At 66.4% G+C, this 16,852-nt stretch carries 15 protein-coding genes; 4 read left to right on the plus strand and 11 right to left on the minus strand.

What is annotated here, in order from left to right; all coding sequences use genetic code 11:
• Window positions 1–27 precede the first annotated feature (27 nt).
• Window positions 28–1,365, plus strand: a complete 1,338-nt coding sequence (trmFO, locus tag GU920_RS14985) for a methylenetetrahydrofolate--tRNA-(uracil(54)-C(5))-methyltransferase (FADH(2)-oxidizing) TrmFO (RefSeq protein ID WP_161767875.1) — start codon at window positions 28–30, stop codon at window positions 1,363–1,365.
• On the plus strand, window positions 1,362–2,198 hold the full coding sequence (gene gluQRS, locus GU920_RS14990; RefSeq protein ID WP_161767876.1) for a tRNA glutamyl-Q(34) synthetase GluQRS: 837 nt from the start codon (window positions 1,362–1,364) through the stop codon (window positions 2,196–2,198). The genes trmFO and gluQRS overlap by 4 nt, the downstream gene beginning before the upstream one ends.
• Window positions 2,199–2,313: 115 nt before the next feature.
• Here the strand turns inward: gluQRS and hisI are convergent, their stop codons facing one another.
• The gene (hisI, locus tag GU920_RS14995; RefSeq protein WP_161767877.1) at window positions 2,314–2,673 is read right to left on the minus strand and encodes a phosphoribosyl-AMP cyclohydrolase; all 360 of its coding nucleotides are present in this window, start codon (window positions 2,671–2,673) and stop codon (window positions 2,314–2,316) included.
• 66 nt (window positions 2,674–2,739) lie between these two features.
• Between hisI and GU920_RS15000 the strand changes: the two genes are divergently transcribed.
• On the plus strand, window positions 2,740–3,192 hold the full coding sequence (locus GU920_RS15000; RefSeq protein WP_161767878.1) for an iron-sulfur cluster assembly scaffold protein: 453 nt from the start codon (window positions 2,740–2,742) through the stop codon (window positions 3,190–3,192).
• Between the two features lie 457 nt (window positions 3,193–3,649).
• On the opposite strand, the gene recG is transcribed toward GU920_RS15000, so the two are convergent.
• The 4 genes from recG to sciP all read right to left on the minus strand — a co-directional run bounded on the left by recG (window position 3,650) and on the right by sciP (window position 9,134).
• Window positions 3,650–5,734 (minus strand): ATP-dependent DNA helicase RecG, encoded by a 2,085-nt coding sequence (gene recG / locus GU920_RS15005; RefSeq protein ID WP_161767879.1) that lies wholly within the window; start codon window positions 5,732–5,734, stop codon window positions 3,650–3,652.
• Window positions 5,731–7,980: an NAD-dependent DNA ligase LigA gene (gene ligA, locus GU920_RS15010; RefSeq protein ID WP_161767880.1), complete on the minus strand. Its 2,250-nt coding sequence runs from the start codon at window positions 7,978–7,980 to the stop codon at window positions 5,731–5,733. Before ligA ends, recG begins: the two co-directional genes overlap by 4 nt.
• A gap of 66 nt (window positions 7,981–8,046) precedes the next feature.
• Window positions 8,047–8,766: a response regulator transcription factor CtrA gene (ctrA, locus tag GU920_RS15015; RefSeq protein ID WP_161767881.1), complete on the minus strand. Its 720-nt coding sequence runs from the start codon at window positions 8,764–8,766 to the stop codon at window positions 8,047–8,049.
• A gap of 89 nt (window positions 8,767–8,855) precedes the next feature.
• Window positions 8,856–9,134 carry a CtrA inhibitor SciP gene (gene sciP / locus GU920_RS15020; RefSeq protein WP_161767882.1) on the minus strand — a complete coding sequence of 93 codons (279 nt, stop codon included), beginning with the start codon at window positions 9,132–9,134 and terminating at the stop codon, window positions 8,856–8,858.
• A gap of 175 nt (window positions 9,135–9,309) precedes the next feature.
• Here sciP and mnmA point away from each other — a divergent pair, with 175 nt between their 5' ends.
• On the plus strand, window positions 9,310–10,455 hold the full coding sequence (gene mnmA, locus GU920_RS15025; protein ID WP_161767883.1) for a tRNA 2-thiouridine(34) synthase MnmA: 1,146 nt from the start codon (window positions 9,310–9,312) through the stop codon (window positions 10,453–10,455).
• Window positions 10,456–10,564: 109 nt separating this feature from the next.
• Here the strand turns inward: mnmA and lpxB are convergent, their stop codons facing one another.
• The 6 genes from lpxB to bamA all read right to left on the minus strand — a co-directional run bounded on the left by lpxB (window position 10,565) and on the right by bamA (window position 16,797).
• Window positions 10,565–11,680 (minus strand): lipid-A-disaccharide synthase, encoded by a 1,116-nt coding sequence (gene lpxB / locus GU920_RS15030; protein WP_161767884.1) that lies wholly within the window; start codon window positions 11,678–11,680, stop codon window positions 10,565–10,567.
• On the minus strand, window positions 11,677–12,483 hold the full coding sequence (locus tag GU920_RS15035; RefSeq protein ID WP_161767885.1) for an LpxI family protein: 807 nt from the start codon (window positions 12,481–12,483) through the stop codon (window positions 11,677–11,679). Before GU920_RS15035 ends, lpxB begins: the two co-directional genes overlap by 4 nt.
• Window positions 12,480–13,277 (minus strand): acyl-ACP--UDP-N-acetylglucosamine O-acyltransferase, encoded by a 798-nt coding sequence (gene lpxA, locus GU920_RS15040; RefSeq protein WP_161767886.1) that lies wholly within the window; start codon window positions 13,275–13,277, stop codon window positions 12,480–12,482. Before lpxA ends, GU920_RS15035 begins: the two co-directional genes overlap by 4 nt.
• Before the next feature lie 5 nt (window positions 13,278–13,282).
• Complete coding sequence (fabZ, locus tag GU920_RS15045) at window positions 13,283–13,744, minus strand: 3-hydroxyacyl-ACP dehydratase FabZ (RefSeq protein ID WP_161767887.1); 462 nt, start codon at window positions 13,742–13,744, stop codon at window positions 13,283–13,285.
• A gap of 105 nt (window positions 13,745–13,849) precedes the next feature.
• Complete coding sequence (locus GU920_RS15050; RefSeq protein WP_161767888.1) at window positions 13,850–14,512, minus strand: OmpH family outer membrane protein; 663 nt, start codon at window positions 14,510–14,512, stop codon at window positions 13,850–13,852.
• Window positions 14,512–16,797, minus strand: a complete 2,286-nt coding sequence (gene bamA, locus GU920_RS15055) for an outer membrane protein assembly factor BamA (protein ID WP_161768115.1) — start codon at window positions 16,795–16,797, stop codon at window positions 14,512–14,514. Before bamA ends, GU920_RS15050 begins: the two co-directional genes overlap by 1 nt.
• Window positions 16,798–16,852 lie beyond the last annotated feature (55 nt).

The raw sequence follows: 16,852 nt of genomic DNA on the forward strand, positions 1-16,852 counted from the left end.
TCCCGCCAAAGCGCCTAAATCCGCCGCATGACAGAGACACTCCACATCATCGGCGGCGGCATGGCCGGGGCCGAGGCCGCCTGGCAGGCCGCCCGGATGGGCGTGCGCGTCGTGATCCATGAAATGCGCCCCAAGGTCGGCACCTTCGCCCATCGCACCGGCAGCCTTGCGGAAATGGTCTGCTCCAACTCCTTCCGCTCCGACGATGACGAACGCAATGCCGTGGGCCTTCTGCATTGGGAAATGGGCGCCGCCGATGGGATCATCATGGCCACCGCCCGCGCCCATCGCCTTCCCGCAGGTGGCGCGCTGGCCGTGGACCGCGACCCCTTCGCCGAGGCCGTCACCCGCGCCCTGCGCGACCATCCCCTGATCACCGTTGAGGACGGCGAGATCACCGAACTCCCCACCTCCGGCCACTGGATCATCGCCACCGGCCCCCTCACCTCCAACGCGCTGGCCGAAAGCATCCGCGCGGTCACGGGCGCCGAACACCTCGCCTTCTTCGACGCCATCGCCCCCATCGTCTATGCCGAAAGCGTGGACATGTCGGTGGCCTGGATGCAGTCGCGCTACGACAAGGGCGAAACGGCGGAAGAACAGACCGCCTACATGAACTGCCCGATGGACAAGGCGCAGTATGACGCCTTCATCGACGCGCTGCTGGTGGCTGAAAAGACCGAATTCCACGAAGGCGAAACCGCCGGTTACTTCGACGGCTGCCTTCCCATCGAAGTCATGGCCGAACGCGGCCGCGAAACCCTGCGCTTCGGCCCGATGAAGCCGGTGGGCCTCACCAACCCCCACCGCCCCGATGTCAAACCCTATGCCGTTGTGCAACTGCGCCGCGACAACAAGCTCGGCACGCTCTACAACATCGTGGGCTTCCAGACCAAGATGAAGTATGGCGCACAAACCGCTGTTTTCAAAACCATTCCCGGCCTTGAAAACGCCTCCTTCGCGCGCCTTGGCGGCATCCACCGCAACACCTTTATCAACTCGCCCACGCTGCTCGATGATCGGATGCGCCTGAAATCCCGCCCGAACCTCCGCTTCGCAGGCCAAGTCACGGGCGTCGAAGGCTATGTCGAATCCGCCGCCATGGGCCTGCTTGCAGGCCGCATGGCCGCCGCCGAAATCCTCGGCCGCGACCTCGCGCCCCCGCCCCCCGACACGGCCATGGGGGCGCTGATCACCCACATCACGGGCGGCGCCGATGCCAAGACCTTCCAGCCCATGAACGTCAATTTCGGCCTCTTCCCCCCGATCGACGCCAAGGGCGGGCGCCGTGGCCGCAAGGACCGCTACAAGGCCTATACCGACCGCGCGAAGGACAGCTTCCAAGGCTGGCTTGCCACCCAATGACCTTCCGCACCCGGTTCGCCCCTTCGCCAACCGGGCCGCTGCATCTCGGCCACGCCTATTCCGCGATCCTTGCCCATGACATGGCCCGCGCGGCGGGGGGCGCGTTCCTCCTCAGGATGGAAGACACCGACCTCGACCGCTGCCGCCCGGAATGGGAAGCGCAGATCGCCGCAGATCTTATCTGGCTTGGCCTCACATGGGACGGCCCCATCTACCGCCAATCTGACAAGATCGCCGCCTATAACGCGCGCCTCGAACCGCTGGCGGAACGCGGCCTCCTCTACCCCTGCGCCTGCACGCGCGCCGATATCCGCGCCGCCCTCTCCGCCCCGCAGGAAGGCGTGGCGTTCAACGTCTATCCCGGCACCTGCCGCCACCGCCCGATGTCCAGCCGCCAGCCCGGCGATGCCCTGCGCCTGAACCTCGCCGCCGCGCTTGACGCCCTGCCCGCCCCCCCCCGCTTCACCGAAACGGGCTCCGCCCATGCCGGCACCCACCAGATCGACCGCGCCACCGCGCTGACCCGGATCGGCGACGTCGTCCTGTCGCGCAAGGGCGAAGACATCGTCGCATATTTCCTCGCCTCAGCCTTCGACGATGCCGATCAGGGCATCACCCATGTGATCCGGGGCGAGGATCTCTTCGACTTTACCCCCGTGCAGGTGATCCTCCAGCGCCTCTTCGCCCTGCCCACCCCCACCTATCACCACCACAGGCTCATCCGCGACGACGCGGGCAAGCGCCTCGCCAAACGCGACGACGCCCGCGCCATCGCAAAGTACCGCGCCGAGGGTGCCACCCCGCAGGACATCCGCCAATTGGTCGGCCTCTGACGCAGTCCCCCTGACACCGCCCCTGACACCGCTCCTGCCGTTTCCCCGTTGTCCAAATATCCTCAGGGGGTGAATGGCCCGCAGGGCCAGAGGGGGCGCGAGCGCCCCTTGCCCGTCACACCATCGGCTCCGAGATCACCACCTCGCCGCCATCCCGCACCGCCGTATAGAAACAGGACCGCCGGTTCGTATGGCAGGCCGGCCCCTCCTGCTCCACCAGCGCCAGCAGCGCGTCGCGGTCGCAATCCACCCGCAACTCCACCAGCCGCTGGGTATGCCCCGACGTCTCGCCCTTCACCCAGAACGTCCCCCGCGACCGGCTCCAATAGGTCACCCGGCCCGTCGCCACCGTCCGCGCCACCGCCTCTGGCGTCATCCAGGCCATCATCAGCACCTCGCCCGTGGCATGATCCTGCGCGATACAGGGGATCAGCCCGTTCGCGTCATACTTTAGGCTTGCAGGGTCAAAGGACATCGGTCCTCTCCTTGGCAGGGGCGTCAGACGGGTCTATCTAAAGAACAGTCAGCCGGAGGGAAAGGCATGAGCGACAGCGACCTCGTCAAGCTCTATTCGGGCCGCATCCTTGAACTCGCGGCAGATATCCCGCATCATGGCCGCCTCCCCGCGCCCGACGGGACCGCGCGCAAACGCTCGCCCCTTTGCGGCTCCACCGTCACTGTGGACCTCACGCTGGAGGGCGACCGCATCGCCAGCTACGGGCAGGACGTAAAGGCCTGCGCGCTGGGTCAGGCTGCGGCCTCTCTCACCGCCCGCGCCATGATCGGCCGCACACGGGACGAGGTGGCCCGCGCCCGCGCCGAACTCGAAGCCATGCTGAAACGCGGCGGCCCCGTCCCCGCCGCCCCCTTCGACGGGCTCGAGGTTCTGCTCCCCGCCCGCGACTATGCCAACCGCCACGCCTCCATCCTTCTGTCCCTCGACGCAACGCTCGCCGCGATGGACGCGGCGCTGACGGCCCGCGCAGCGGGCTGACCGTCAACCCTGCCTTAACCCGCGCATGAAAAAACCGCCGCACGTCCTGAGACGGCGGCGGTCAGTGACTTCGTTCGATTTGGACAGGCAGGGCTGCCATCCGCGCGCCGCTTGGGGACAGGCGCATCAGAACAAAGCAGGCAGAAAATCAGGCAGACAGAATGTGCAGTGACAGCACCAGCATGGAAAACAGCGCGACGACACCCACCAGATCCTCGATCACCGTGGCACGGGAGCGGGAGAGAATATCCTTCATATCCGTCAGCATTGTGGCCTCCATGTTTCTGTTGCTACTTTGTTCTCATGATTCTCGGGTTCTGTAAAGAACTTTTTAAGAACATTTCGGATCATATCCAGAACGCTCCCTCCCCCAGTCATGGGGGAGGGTCGGGGAGGGGGTTGCCACGTCAGGAAAGAACGGCGGCATCGGCAGCACAGGTGACGCCCGTCCGCCCGCTCACCCCACCCCGATCAACCGGATCGCCCGGTCCTGATCCAGCAGCCACAGCAGCATCCGCGCCGCCTTGCCCCGCGGCCCGTCCAGCGCAGGATCATCCGCCAAAAGTCGCCGCGCATCGCTCTGCGCAATCTCCATCAGCGCCCCCTGCCGCTCCAGATCCGCCACCCGGAACCGGGGCAGCCCCGATTGCGCCGTCCCGATCAGATCGCCCGCCCCCCGCATCGCCAGATCCTCTTCCGCAATGCGGAATCCGTCCTCGGTGTCGCGCAGCACCTTCAGCCGCCGCTCGCCCCCCTCGCTCAAAGGCGCCTGATACATCAGCAGGCAGGTGGATTCCGCCGCCCCCCGCCCCACGCGCCCCCGCAGCTGATGCAGTTGTGCAAGGCCAAAGGTCTCTGCCCGCTCGATCACCATGATCGACGCATTGGGCACATTCACCCCCACCTCGATCACCGTCGTCGCGACCAGAACCTTCGTCTCGGCTGAGACAAACCGCGCCATGGCGGCATCCTTTTCGGCAGGCGGCATCTGGCCATGCACCATGCCCACCACATCGCCCAAGGCGGCGCGCAGATGCTGGAACCGCGCCTCGGCACTGGCATAATCCAACACCTCCGACTCCTCGACCAAGGGGCAAACCCAATAGGCCTGCCGCCCCTCATCCACCGCACGGGCCAGATGCCCCACGACTTCCTCCATCCGCGCCGTGCTGACCAGCGCCGTGCGGATCGGCTTCCGCCCCGGCGGTTTCTCGTCCAGCACGGACACATCCATATCCCCATAGGTCGCCAGCGCCAGCGATCGCGGGATCGGCGTCGCCGTCATCACCAGCGTATCGGTCGCCGCCCCCTTGGCCCCCAGTTCCATCCGCTGCGCCACGCCAAAACGGTGCTGCTCATCCACCACCGCAAGCCGCAGGTCATGGAACAGCACATCCTTCTGAAACACCGCATGCGTGCCCACCAGCACCGCGATCCGCCCCTCGGCCAGCTCGCGCAACTTGGCCGCCCTCTCCGCCCCCTTGTCGCGGCCCGTCAGCAACTCCAGCCGCACCCCCGCCGCCGCCGCCAAGGGCTCCAGCCCCGCGAAATGCTGCCGCGCCAGAATCTCGGTGGGCGCCATCATCACGCCCTGCCCCCCCGCCTCCACCGCGATCAGCAGCGCAAGGAACGCAACCAGCGTCTTCCCCGCCCCCACATCCCCCTGCAACAGCCGGTTCATGCGGAACGGGCCTTCCATATCCCCCGCAATCTCCGCCACCGCCCGCGCCTGCGCCCCCGTCAGCGCATAGGGCAACCCCGCCACCACCTTCGCCCGCAAGGACCCGTCGCCAACCGTCGGCACCCCCTTCTGCTTGCGCAGCGTCGCCCGCGCCAAAGCCAGCGTCAGCTGATGCGCCAGCAACTCGTCATAGGCCAGCCGCTGCCGCGCCGGATGGGTGGGCGCCAGATCCGCCGCCCCCGCAGGCCCATGCACCGCCAGAAGCGCAGCGCGCCATGAAGGCCAGCCCTCCCGCGCCAGCAAGGGCCCGTCGATCCATTCCGGCAGGTCAGGCGCGCGGGTCAGCGCGCCCGCCACCGCCTTCGCCACCACCTTCTGCGTCACCCCGGCGGTCAGGGGATAGACCGGCTCGAACAGCGGCAGTTCTCCCGCCTCCTCGGGCCGCAGCACATGGTCGGGATGCACCATCTGCGCCACCCCGTCGAACAGCTCCACCTTGCCGGAAATCAGCCGCCGCTGCCTCGTCGGCAGCAAGCGCTGCAGGAAATCCCCCCGCGCATGAAAGAAGACCAGCGTGAAGTCCAGCGCCGCATCGCGCACCTGCACGCGGTAGGGCTTGCCCTTCGTGCGCGGCGGGGAATGCGCGCCGACCTCCACCTCCACCGTCACCGTGCAGGGCGGCACCACATCCCGGACCGACGCCTTCCGCGCCCGGTCCACCCCGGAATGCGGCAGCAGGAACAGCAGATCCTTCGGCCGCTCCACCCCCAGCCCGGCAAAGGCCTTGGCCGTCTTTTCCCCCACGCCCTCCAGCGTGTCCAATCCCGCAAACAGCGGGAAAAGTTCCACAGGCCGCGTCATTTATCCCCGATGAGGGCGAGCCACGCATCCTCGTCGATCATTTTCACGCCCAGCCGTTCCGCATCCTTGGCCTTCGACCCCGCACCGGGACCGGCCACCAGAAGATCGGTCTTGGCCGAAACCGACCCCGCCACCTTGGCCCCCAGCGCCTCGGCCCGTGCCTTGGCCTCGGCCCGCGTCATCTTCTCCAGACTACCGGTAAAGACCACGGTCAGCCCCGCCACCGGCGATTGCGTCGCCCGCGCCTCGGGCGGCAGCACCTCCAGATGCGCGACCAGCCGCGCGATGGAGGCGCGCTCTTCCGGATTGGCCAGCGTATCGGACAGCGACAGCGCCAGAACCGGCCCGATCCCATCGCCCGTGATCAACTCCTGCCAGGCCGCCGCCGCCGTCCCCGGCACGGCCAGCGCCGCCACGGCCCGATCCCGCGCTTCCTTCACCCGCGCGCGCCGCCCGTCGGCCTGCGCCGCCGCGCGTTCCTCCATCTCCGCCTCATCCGCCGCGCGATGGGCCAGCGCCGCAGGGCGCGCCTGATCGACCGCCGCCACCAGCGCGTCCCACGTCAGGTAATGCCGCGCCAGATCCTGCGCCGCCACCTCGCCCACATGCCGCATCCCAAGCGCAAAGATCAGCCGCGCCAGCGAGATGCGCCGCCGCTCCTCGATCGCAGCCCAAAGATTGGTCACCGACTTGTCGCCGAACCCGTCGCGATTGCGAAGCTTCTGCAAGGGGTTGGCGGCATCTCTTGCAGCAAGGGTGAAGATGTCCGCAGGCTCCTTCACCGGCAGGATGTCATCGGCAAAGAACATCTCCACCTGCTTGCGCCCCAGCCCTTCGATGTCAAAGGCCGCGCGCGACACGAAATGCACCAGCCGCTCCACCGCCTGCGCGGGGCAGATCAGGCCCCCGGTGCAACGGCGCACCGAATCCCCCTCTTCCCGCACGGCCTCAGACCCACATTCCGGGCAGCGATGCGGAAAGACGTAAGGCACCGCCCCCTCGGGCCGGCGCGCAAGGTCCACATCCGCGACCTTGGGGATCACATCGCCCGCGCGATAGACCTGCACCCAGTCGCCCACGCGGATATCTTTGCCCTCCCGGATCGCCTCGCCGCGCGAGTCGCGCCCCGCGATGTAATCCTCGTTGTGCAGCGTGGCATTCGACACGACCACGCCCCCCACAGTCACCGGCGCAAGCCGCGCCACGGGCGACAGCGCGCCGGTGCGCCCCACCTGGATGTCGATCGCCTCCAGCCGCGTCCAGGCGAGTTCGGCGGGAAACTTGTGCGCGATGGCCCAACGCGGCGTCGTTGCCCGGAACCCCAGTCGCGCCTGAAGCGACAGGTCATCCACCTTGTAGACCACCCCGTCGATATCATAGCCCAAGGATGCCCGCATCGCCTCGATCCGGGCGTAATGCGCCAGCATCTCTGCCGGTCCAGCACAAAGAACCGTCAGCGGATTAGTCTGAAATCCCAACGCCTTGAGCCGCTCAATTGCCGCGAACTGCGAAGCGGCCAGCGGTTCGGACAGCGCCCCCCAGGCATAGGCAAAAAACCGCAGCGGCCGCGCCGCTGTGATGCTGGCATCCAACTGCCGCAGCGACCCCGCCGCCGCGTTGCGCGGATTGGCAAAGACCTTGCCGCCCGACGCCGCCTGCCGCGCGTTCAGCGCGGCGAAATCGGCATGGGACATATAGACCTCGCCCCGCACCTCCATCACCTCGGGCGCGCCCACCACCCGATGGGGAATGTCGGCGATGGTCAGCGCGTTCTCGGTGACATTCTCGCCCACCTCGCCATCGCCGCGCGTAGCAGCCTGCACAAGGACGCCCCCCTCATACCGCAGCGAGAGCGACAGCCCGTCAATCTTCGGCTCTGCCGTGTAATGGATCGCACCGCCCGCCCCTAGGAAACTGCGGACACGCGCATCGAAATCCACAACCTCCGAATCCTCAAACGCATTGGCCAGCGACAGCATCCGCACCGCGTGGCGGATCTGGCCAAACCCCTCGGCCAAGGCAGCGCCCACCTGCTCGCTGGGGCTGTCGCCCCGCTTCAGTCCGGGAAAGCGCGCCTCGATCGCCTGATTGCGGCGCTTCAGTGCATCGTAATCGGCATCCGAAATCTCGGGCGCGTCCAGCGTGTGATAGGCCGTGTTTGCCGCCGCAATCTCATGGGCAAGGCGGGCCAGTTCCGCCTTCGCCTCAGCTTCCGACAGCAGCCCTACATCTTTTTCCGCCGCCATGACTTCCCCCACTAGCCGCCCCCAAAGGTTTAGGGGGCGACCATGGGACAGTCCAGCCTCGGGCGATCAGCTTGCCGCCGCAATCGCAACGCGGCGCAGCGCCACCTCCGGCACCGGGTCGCGCATGACATAGCCACGGCCCCAGACGGTTTCGATATAGTTCTCGCCCCCCGTCGCCTCGGCAAGCTTCTTGCGCAGCTTGCAGATGAACACGTCGATGATCTTCAACTCCGGCTCGTCCATTCCGCCATAGAGGTGGTTCAGGAACATTTCCTTGGTCAGCGTAGTGCCCTTGCGCAGGCTGAGGAGTTCAAGGATCTGATACTCCTTCCCGGTCAGATGCACGCTCTTGCCGCCCACATCGACAGATTTGGCATCCAGGTTCACGTTGACCTGCCCGGTGCGGATGATGGATTGGGAATGTCCCTTCGACCGGCGGATGATGGCATGGATCCGCGCGATCAACTCTTCCCGATGGAAGGGTTTCGTCATGTAATCATCGGCGCCGAAGCCGAAACCGCGGATCTTGTTGTCCGTGTCATCCGACCCCGACAGGATCAGGATCGGCGTCTCGATCCGGGCCATGCGCAACTGGCGCAGCACTTCATGGCCGCTCATGTCGGGCAGGTTCAGATCCAGCAGGATCAGGTCGTAATCGTAAAGCTTTGCCAGATCGATCCCGTCCTCACCAAGATCGGTGCAATAGACGTTCAGGTTGGCATGGGTCAGCATCAGCTCGATGCTCCGCGACGTCGCGGGGTCGTCTTCAACCAGAAGTACTCGCATTTTTACACTCCGTAAGGTCGCCTTTCGGCAACTTTGCAGACCACTCATTAAACAAAGATTACTATGGCAGCATTTGCACCAAAGACAACTTAAAATTGACGATACTGCTGGATCTTGGTGACCCGCAGCGCCGCCTCTCCGTGGCTGCGCACGGCGGTTTCCCACAGACCGAACTCCTCATCCGTCAGGGCATAGCGCGCCAGCGCCTCTTCCCGCTCGATCAAGCCATGGGTGACCGCCTGCACCACCACGGCCTTGCGCCGCGCCACCCAGCGCCGCGTGTCGGCAGGTGGCAGGTCGGCCCGGGTCAGAATGGTACCATCCGGCAGCGTCACATGGCGCGGGCCGGATACGCGCTTGATGTACATGGGCAGGTCTCCTTCGCTCTGCACCCAGTATCGCGCCCGTTCCTTAAGTCTTGCTGAACGCGTCCGCGCCACAGGAACCCGCCTGCGACGGGGCGCCCCTTGTGCCTGTGCCCTGTTTTCCTGTATTCCGACGGTCTTCCGCATCCGAACGCCCCGCCGCGTAAAGGCCCGCCCCATGCCGCTTGACCAACCGCTCAATTCCCTCGGCCTGCCAAAAACCCCGGCCGATACCCGTGTGGTCGTCGCCATGTCGGGCGGCGTGGATTCCTCGGTCGTCGCCGCGATGCTGGCGGAAGAGGGCTATGATGTGGTGGGCGTCACCCTGCAGCTTTACGATCACGGCGCCGCGCTGGCGAAAAAAGGCGCGTGCTGTGCGGGCCGCGACATCCACGACGCCCGGCGTGTGGCCGAAACCATGGGCTTTCCCCATTATGTCCTCGACTACGAGAACACCTTCCGCGAAGCAGTGATCGAGGAATTTGCCGATGCCTATCTCGCGGGCGCGACCCCGGTTCCCTGCATCCGCTGCAACGAACGGGTGAAATTCAAGGACCTGCTCGCCACCGCAAAGGACCTTGAGGCCGATTGCATGGCGACCGGCCATTACATCCAGCGCAAACTGGGCGCACAGGGGCCGGAATTGCACATGGCCACCGACCCCAACCGCGACCAAAGCTATTTCCTCTTCTCCACCACGGCGGAACAGCTGTCCTACCTGCGCTTCCCCCTCGGCCATCTTGCCTCCAAAGCCGAAACCCGCGCGCTGGCGGCGCGCTACGGCCTGCCCGTAGCCGACAAACCCGACAGTCAGGACATCTGCTTCGTCCCCAACGGAAACTACGCCGCCGTGATCGAAAAGCTGCGCCCCGGCGCCGCCGATCCGGGCGAGATCGTGGATCTGTCGGGCCGCGTGCTGGGCCAGCATCGCGGTGTGATCCACTACACCATCGGCCAGCGCAAAGGCCTTGGAATCGGCGGCCTGGGCGATCCGCTTTACGTAGTGAAGCTTGACCCCGACACCCGCCGCGTGATCGTCGGGCCAAAAGAGGCGCTCTCCACCCGCACCGTGCCACTGCGCGAGATCAACTGGCTGGGCGATGCCCCCCTGACCAGCCGCCCGGAATGGCACCTCAACGTCAAGGTCCGCTCCACCCGCCCCCCCCGCCCGGCGGTGATCCGCCCGCTGTCCGAAACCGAGGCAGAGGTGGAACTCCTCTCGCCCGAGGATGGGGTGAGCCCCGGTCAGGCCTGCGTCTTCTACGCCCCCGAAGGCGGGCGCGTCTTTGGCGGCGGCTGGATCTGGAAAGGACGAGAAGCCTAAGATTTTTCTCGAAAAATCTTAGGCTGACCCCATCAAAATTCTTCTGGAAGAATTTTGATTCATCCTGCGCCAAAATTCTTCCAGAAGTATTTTGGCGCTTCGGCTTGCGTCAGAGCACGGCAAGAACAGATCGCGCGGCCCGCACACCCGGCGCCTCGCCACCCTTGCCAAGGCGCTCCATCGTCAGGGCCATCGCGGCCTGCTGTGCAGACGGATCACCCAGCACCGCCTCCACTGCCGGCACGATCAGATCCGACCGGCACCGCTCTCCGATGAACTCGGGCACAACCCGTGTTTCGGATACAAGGTTCACCAGCGTCACCGTGTCGATCAGCGCGGCCCGCCGCATGAGCCACAGGGTCAGCGGGTTCATGTCATAGGCGATGACCATGGGGCATCCGACCGCCGCAAGTTCCAGCGACACCGTGCCAGAGGCCGCGACCGCCACATCCGCCGCCGCAAAGGCCCCACGCTTCGCACCGGCCTCTTCCACGATCTGCGGTGCGACCGTCCAGCCCGCGGAAAAACTGCGCACGAGGCCTGCCACAGCGCCAACTGTCGGCAAGGCCACGCGCACCCCCGGATGCTGCGCCGCAAGCCGCCCCACGACCTCACCCAAGACCGGCATCAGCCGCGTCACCTCGCCCCGCCGCGATCCGGGCAGGGCCAGCACCAAGGGCCCGGTGCCTGCCCAGGCCGCCCGCTCGGCATCGGATGCGCGGGGTTCGGCCACCACCGGATGACCCACGAAATCGCAGGTCATGCCCGCCGCCTGCATCAGCGGCGGCTCGAAAGGCAGGAGCGCCAGCACATGATCCACATGCCGCGCCATCTTGGCCGCCCGCCCCGGCCGCCACGCCCAGACCGAGGGCGCCACATAATGGATCGTCCGCAGCCCGGGCCGTGCGGCCTTGACCAAGGCCGCCACCCGCAGCCCGAAATCGGGCGAATCGATCGTCACCAGCGCCGCGGCATCGCTGGCAATCACGGCGTCCGCCACCTCGCGGATGCGCCGTTTCAGGTGGAAGTATTTGGGCAGAACCTCGGCGATGCCCATGACCGAAAGCTCTTCCATCGGGAAGAGCGACGCCATCCCCTCCACCTGCATCAGCGGTCCCGCAACACCCGCAAACGCCACCCCCGGTGCAAGCTGCTTCAGCCCCGCCATCAACGCCGCGCCCAGACGGTCGCCCGAAGGTTCCCCGGCGACGAGGAAGATCTTCATGGCTCCCGCGCCCAGAGGAACAGGCCGGCGGCCTGCGCTTGTGCCACCATCGCGGGTTGGTCCAGACAGATCACCCCGCCCGCCTCCCATGCGATGCCGCCAAGACCCGCCGCCGCCACGCGGCGCACGGTTTCCACCCCAAGCGCGGGCAGGTCGATCCGCCGATCCTGCGCGGGTTTCGGCGCCTTGAAGAACAGGCCCCGCGCCCCGGCAGGCCGCAGCGCGGCCGGGATCGCCGCAACACCGGCCAGCATCGCATCCGTGCCGGGCAAGGCCTCGACCGCCAGACACAGCCCTTGCTGCACCACCGCGCCCTGCCCGACATCCACCCGTCCCAGCGCGCCCACGATCTCTGCCGCCCGCGCGGCATCCGCCCGGTCTCGCTCTGTCACCGTGCCGCACAGGACCTCGGCCCCCGGCACCAGCGCGGGCGCGATCTCCGGCACGCCCGCCAGCGCGAAACCCGCCTCCTCGAAAATCGCCAGCACCTCGCGCAGCGTGGCATCGTCGCCCTGCCCCATCGCCGCCAACAGGCGGGGAACCATCCCCGCCGTGTCGGGATCAAACAGCGCCGGGTCCAGCCGGGGCCGCTGCACCGCGCCTGCGAAACAGACCCGCGTCACCCCTGCATCCTCCAGCGCGCGCAGGAAGGGTACCAGCCGCTCCACCCGGAAGCGCATATCAGGCGTCACGCCGGCCGGATCGAACCCCTCAAGCGCCGCCACAAAGGGCCGCTCGGTCATCGCCGCCACCAGCGCCGCGGGCAAGCCGCCCGCGCCTGCAATGATCGCCGTCCGCGTCATTTCGGCGTCAGGAAAGACCGGTCCGAGGCGGACAGGATGAAATCCGTCACCTCGCGCACATGAGCACTGTCGGTTTCCTCGGCCAGCCGCCGCGCCCGGTCAAGGAACGTCCCCTCGCCCTGCGCCAGCATCTGATAGGCCGCCCGCAGCGCCGTGATCTCGGCCCGCTCCACCCCACGCCGTTTCAGGCCCACAAGGTTCAGCCCGTCCAACTCGCCCCGCGGTGCCTGCACCAGGCCATAAGGGATCACGTCATTCGTCACCATCGTGACCGCGCCGATGATCGCGCCCTGCCCGATCCGCACCCATTGATGCACGCCCGACAGCCCGCCCACGATCACATCATCGCCCAGCACGCAATGGCCCGCGATGGCCACATTGTTCACAAGGATCACCCGGTTGCCGATATGGGCATCATGGCCCACATGCGCGCCGGTCATGATCAAGACGTCATCGCCCACTGTCGTGACGCCGCCGCCGCCTTCCGTGCCAAGGTTCAGCGTCGCCCCCTCGCGGATGCGGCAGCGCTTGCCCACCACCAGCCGGGTCCGTTCGCCCTTGTATTTCAGGTCCTGCGGCACCTCGCCCACGGTGGCAAAGGGAAAGATCACCGTCTCTTCCCCGATCTCCGTCCGCCCGGTCACCACGGCGTGGCTCTTCACCACCACCCGGTCATGCAGCACCACATCCGGGCCGATCACGCAGAACGGCCCCACCTCGCAGCCCGCGCCGATCACCGCACCGGGTTCGACAACGCTGGTCGGGTGGATGCGCGCCTCAGGGTGAATTGTCATCCGCGTCACGCCTTCGGCACGTCGAACATGGCCATGAAGGTGGCCTCGCAGGCCAATTCACCCTCGACCATCGCGCGGCCCTCGAATTTCCAGACCCGCCCGCCGCCGCGCAGCGCCCTGACATGCAGTTCCAGCACATCGCCCGGCACCACCTTGCGGCGGAACTTCACCCCATCCACGCCCATGAAGAAGACATTGGCATTCTTGTCCACCAGATCCATCGACAGGCCCACAAGGATGCCGCTCGTCTGCGCCATCGCCTCGATGATCATCACGCCCGGGAAGATCGGCATTCCGGGGAAATGGCCGGTGAACTGCGGCTCGTTTACGGTCACGTTCTTGATGCCCACGCAGCTTTCGTTGATCACGATATCGCGCACCTTGTCGACCAGAAGGAACGGATAACGGTGCGGGATGATCCGCTGGATCAGGGCGAGATCGGCGAAAGTGACGGGGCTTTCGGTCATCTGGGTCTCCTAGACGGCTGCGGCTGCATCCGGCCCGGTCCGCGGCCACTGCATGCACCCGATGGTGACTAGCAACTTGGGTGGGCCGAAACAAGCGTCCCCGGCCTAGGGTGCCACGTCCCCGCCCATCCCCGGGGCTGGCGTGACCCCGGCGCCGTCATCGGGTGCCTCAGGCGGTTCGGGGTCGCCCTCAACCGAAGGCAGGGAAGATCCATCACCAAGCGCCGCGTCGATCCTCTGGATCGCCTCATCCGTGATATCCACCCCGCGCAGCGACAGAATCACCATCTCCTTGTCGAAAATGGCCACTGCCCCGGCATCGCCCATCAATTCGCCCAGAACGGGCACCGCCGCCTGCAGGAAGCGCTGCCGATCAGCTTCGCGTTGCGCGGTGATCGCGCGCGATTTGGTATCCTGCGCGGCGCGGATTGCCTCGGTCTTGGCATCAAACTCCTGCGCCAGCGTCTGAAACGCCTCAGGCTCCAGCGTGGCACGCTGATCGGTCAATTCCCGCTCTTCCGTCTCCAACGCCTGTTCCAGCCGTAGGTTTTCGGCGATCAGCGCCTTGCTCTCTGCCTCGAACCGCGCCTCGGCGGCACGGCCAAAGGCCGATTCTGCAAAAAGGCGGTTGCGGTCGATCATCAGGATCGGCGCGCGCGGAAGCGCGGCCTCCTGCGCGGCCACGGGCGCAGTGATTGGCGCGGCGCTGGCCAGCAGCACCACCACCAGCCCCGCCGCGATCCGGCCTGTCCAGCGCCCGCGCGGCATCAGAACGTGGTCGAAACCGTCAGGTCGAAGTTCTGCTCGAGGTCATAATCTTCTTTGACCAGCGGGGTCGAGAAGTTCAACCGCAGTGGCCCGACCGGCGTTGTCCAGAACACCGAGAAGCCGACGGAAGACCGCAGGTTGAGCGAGTCGTCCACCGCCACACCGCCACCCACACCACCATTGATGTTATCAAGGCTCCAGACGGAGCCGACATCAAGGAACAGGCCGCCCGTGATCCCATACTCTTCCGGCAGGCCCAGCGGGAAATCCGCCTCGAACCGCGCCACGGCGAACATGTTGCCGCCCAAGGCTTCGTTGTCGGCCGACAATTCCCGCGGCCCGATCCCGCCCGGCTCAAAGCCGCGGATCTTTCCATTGCCGAAGAAGCGCTCGGTGATACGGCTGTTGGTCCCGCCCAGACTGTTGATCATCCCGCCTTCAAAGATGGCGCGCAGCGTCACCTCTTCCTGACGGATGCGCGTCTCGGCCAGGGCCAGCACGTTCGTCATCACATATTCGCTGTCGCCGCCAAGCCCCGCGAAATCTTGGCCAAAGCGCAGCAACACCCCGCCCCGCGGGTTCAGACCGCTGATACGGGAATCGTAGCTGTAGGTATATCCGACAGAGCTGGTCGTCACCGCGCCCTGCGCCTGTTCCAGCTGAAGGATGTCGGACGCCGTCGCGGGAAGGCCGGTGATCTTGCTGTCCTGATAGGTATAGCGGATCTCCAGCCGGCTCAGTTCGCCCACCGGGAATTCCAGCGCGGGCGAGATGCGCCCGACCCGCGTGTCAAAAGTGGCCGAATTCTCGTTGTCGGATTCGCGGTACGAGATGCCGAACTTCAACGCCACATCCCGGCCAAGGAAGGCCGGTTCGCGGAACGTGAAGCTGCCCTCCGATGCGTCCGTCCCCGATGTCAGCGACAGGCCCACCGCCTGCCCGCGGCCAAGAAAGTTCTGCTCGCTAAGGCTGATGTTGAACCCGATGCCGCTGGCCACGCCATAGCTTGCCCCGAAGGTGAGCGAACCCGTGGGCTGCTCTTCCACATCCACGTTCACCACCACCTGATCCGGGGTGCTGCCCGGCTCGGCATTCACCTGCGCATCCGAAAAGAAACCCAGCGCCCGGATCCTTTCCGCCGACTGGCGGATTTCGCGCGCGTTCAGCGGGTCGCCTTCCGCCGTGCGGAACTGGCGGCGCACCACCTGATCCAGCGTCGTGGTGTTGCCCTCGATGTCGATGCGTTCGACAAAGATGCGCTCGCCGCGCACGATGGCGAATTCCACATCCAGCACGCCGCCACGTTCGTCCCGCGTGATCCGCGGATCGACGCGCACAAAGTTCAGCCCCTTGCGCAGCGCCAGATTTTCCATCCGCGCGATGTTGTTGTCGATCAGCGCGGGCGACCACACCTCGCCCGGACGGATCCGCTGTACGGCGGCGAATTCGGCCGCCTCCAGCCCCTCGATCTCGGACACGGTCGATACATCGCCGATGCGGAACTGCTGGCCTTCGCGGATGGTGATCGTCACGAAAAAGGCATCACGCTCGCGCGCCACATCCGACGTCGCATCCAGAACCTGCACATCGGCATAGCCGCGCGCCAGATAGAAATCGCGCAACAGCTGCTTGTCGAGTTCCAGCCGCTCCGCCACGAAGGTATCGCTGCGGATGATCTGGCGCAGCAGACCTGCCTGTTTCGTCTCCAGCACCTGCCGCAGGCGGCGGTCGCTGAAGGCGCGGTTGCCGACAAAGGCCAGACGCTCGATCTCGGCCACGCGGCCTTCGGTGATCTCGAACACCAGATCCACGCGGTTGCCGTCGCGGCGGATGATGCGCGGCTCCACCGTCGCGGCGATCCGGCCCCGCTGCCGGTAGGCATCGGCGATGTTCGCGGCATCCTCTTCGGCCTGCGACGGCGAATAGACCAGCCGCCCCTTCGACTTCGCGATCTCGGCCAGTTCCTCGTCGTCGAGGCGGCGGTTGCCCTCAAAGTTCACGATGTTGATCATCGGGTATTCCACAACCCGGATCAGCAGCGTGCCGCCCTGCGGGACCAGCTCGACAGATTCGAACAGGCCGGAGTTCACGATGGCCTGATAAGCATCATTCAGACGCGCGGCCGAAACCGTCTCGCCCCGCCCGATTCCGGCATAGGCGACGATCGTCGCGCTCTCGATGGCCTGATTGCCTTCGACCTGAACGCTGGAAAAGCTGTAGCTCTGCGCCGCCGCCGGTGTGAGGAACGGGCCAGAAATCGCTGCGCTGGAAAGGAAAAGGGCCATAAGGGCGGGCCGCATAACCCCCGTGCGCGAACGCGCCTTCAAGGTCGCTTGCGCT

The organism is Paragemmobacter ruber (assembly GCF_009908315.1).
GTDB classification, from domain to species: domain Bacteria; phylum Pseudomonadota; class Alphaproteobacteria; order Rhodobacterales; family Rhodobacteraceae; genus Paragemmobacter; species Paragemmobacter ruber.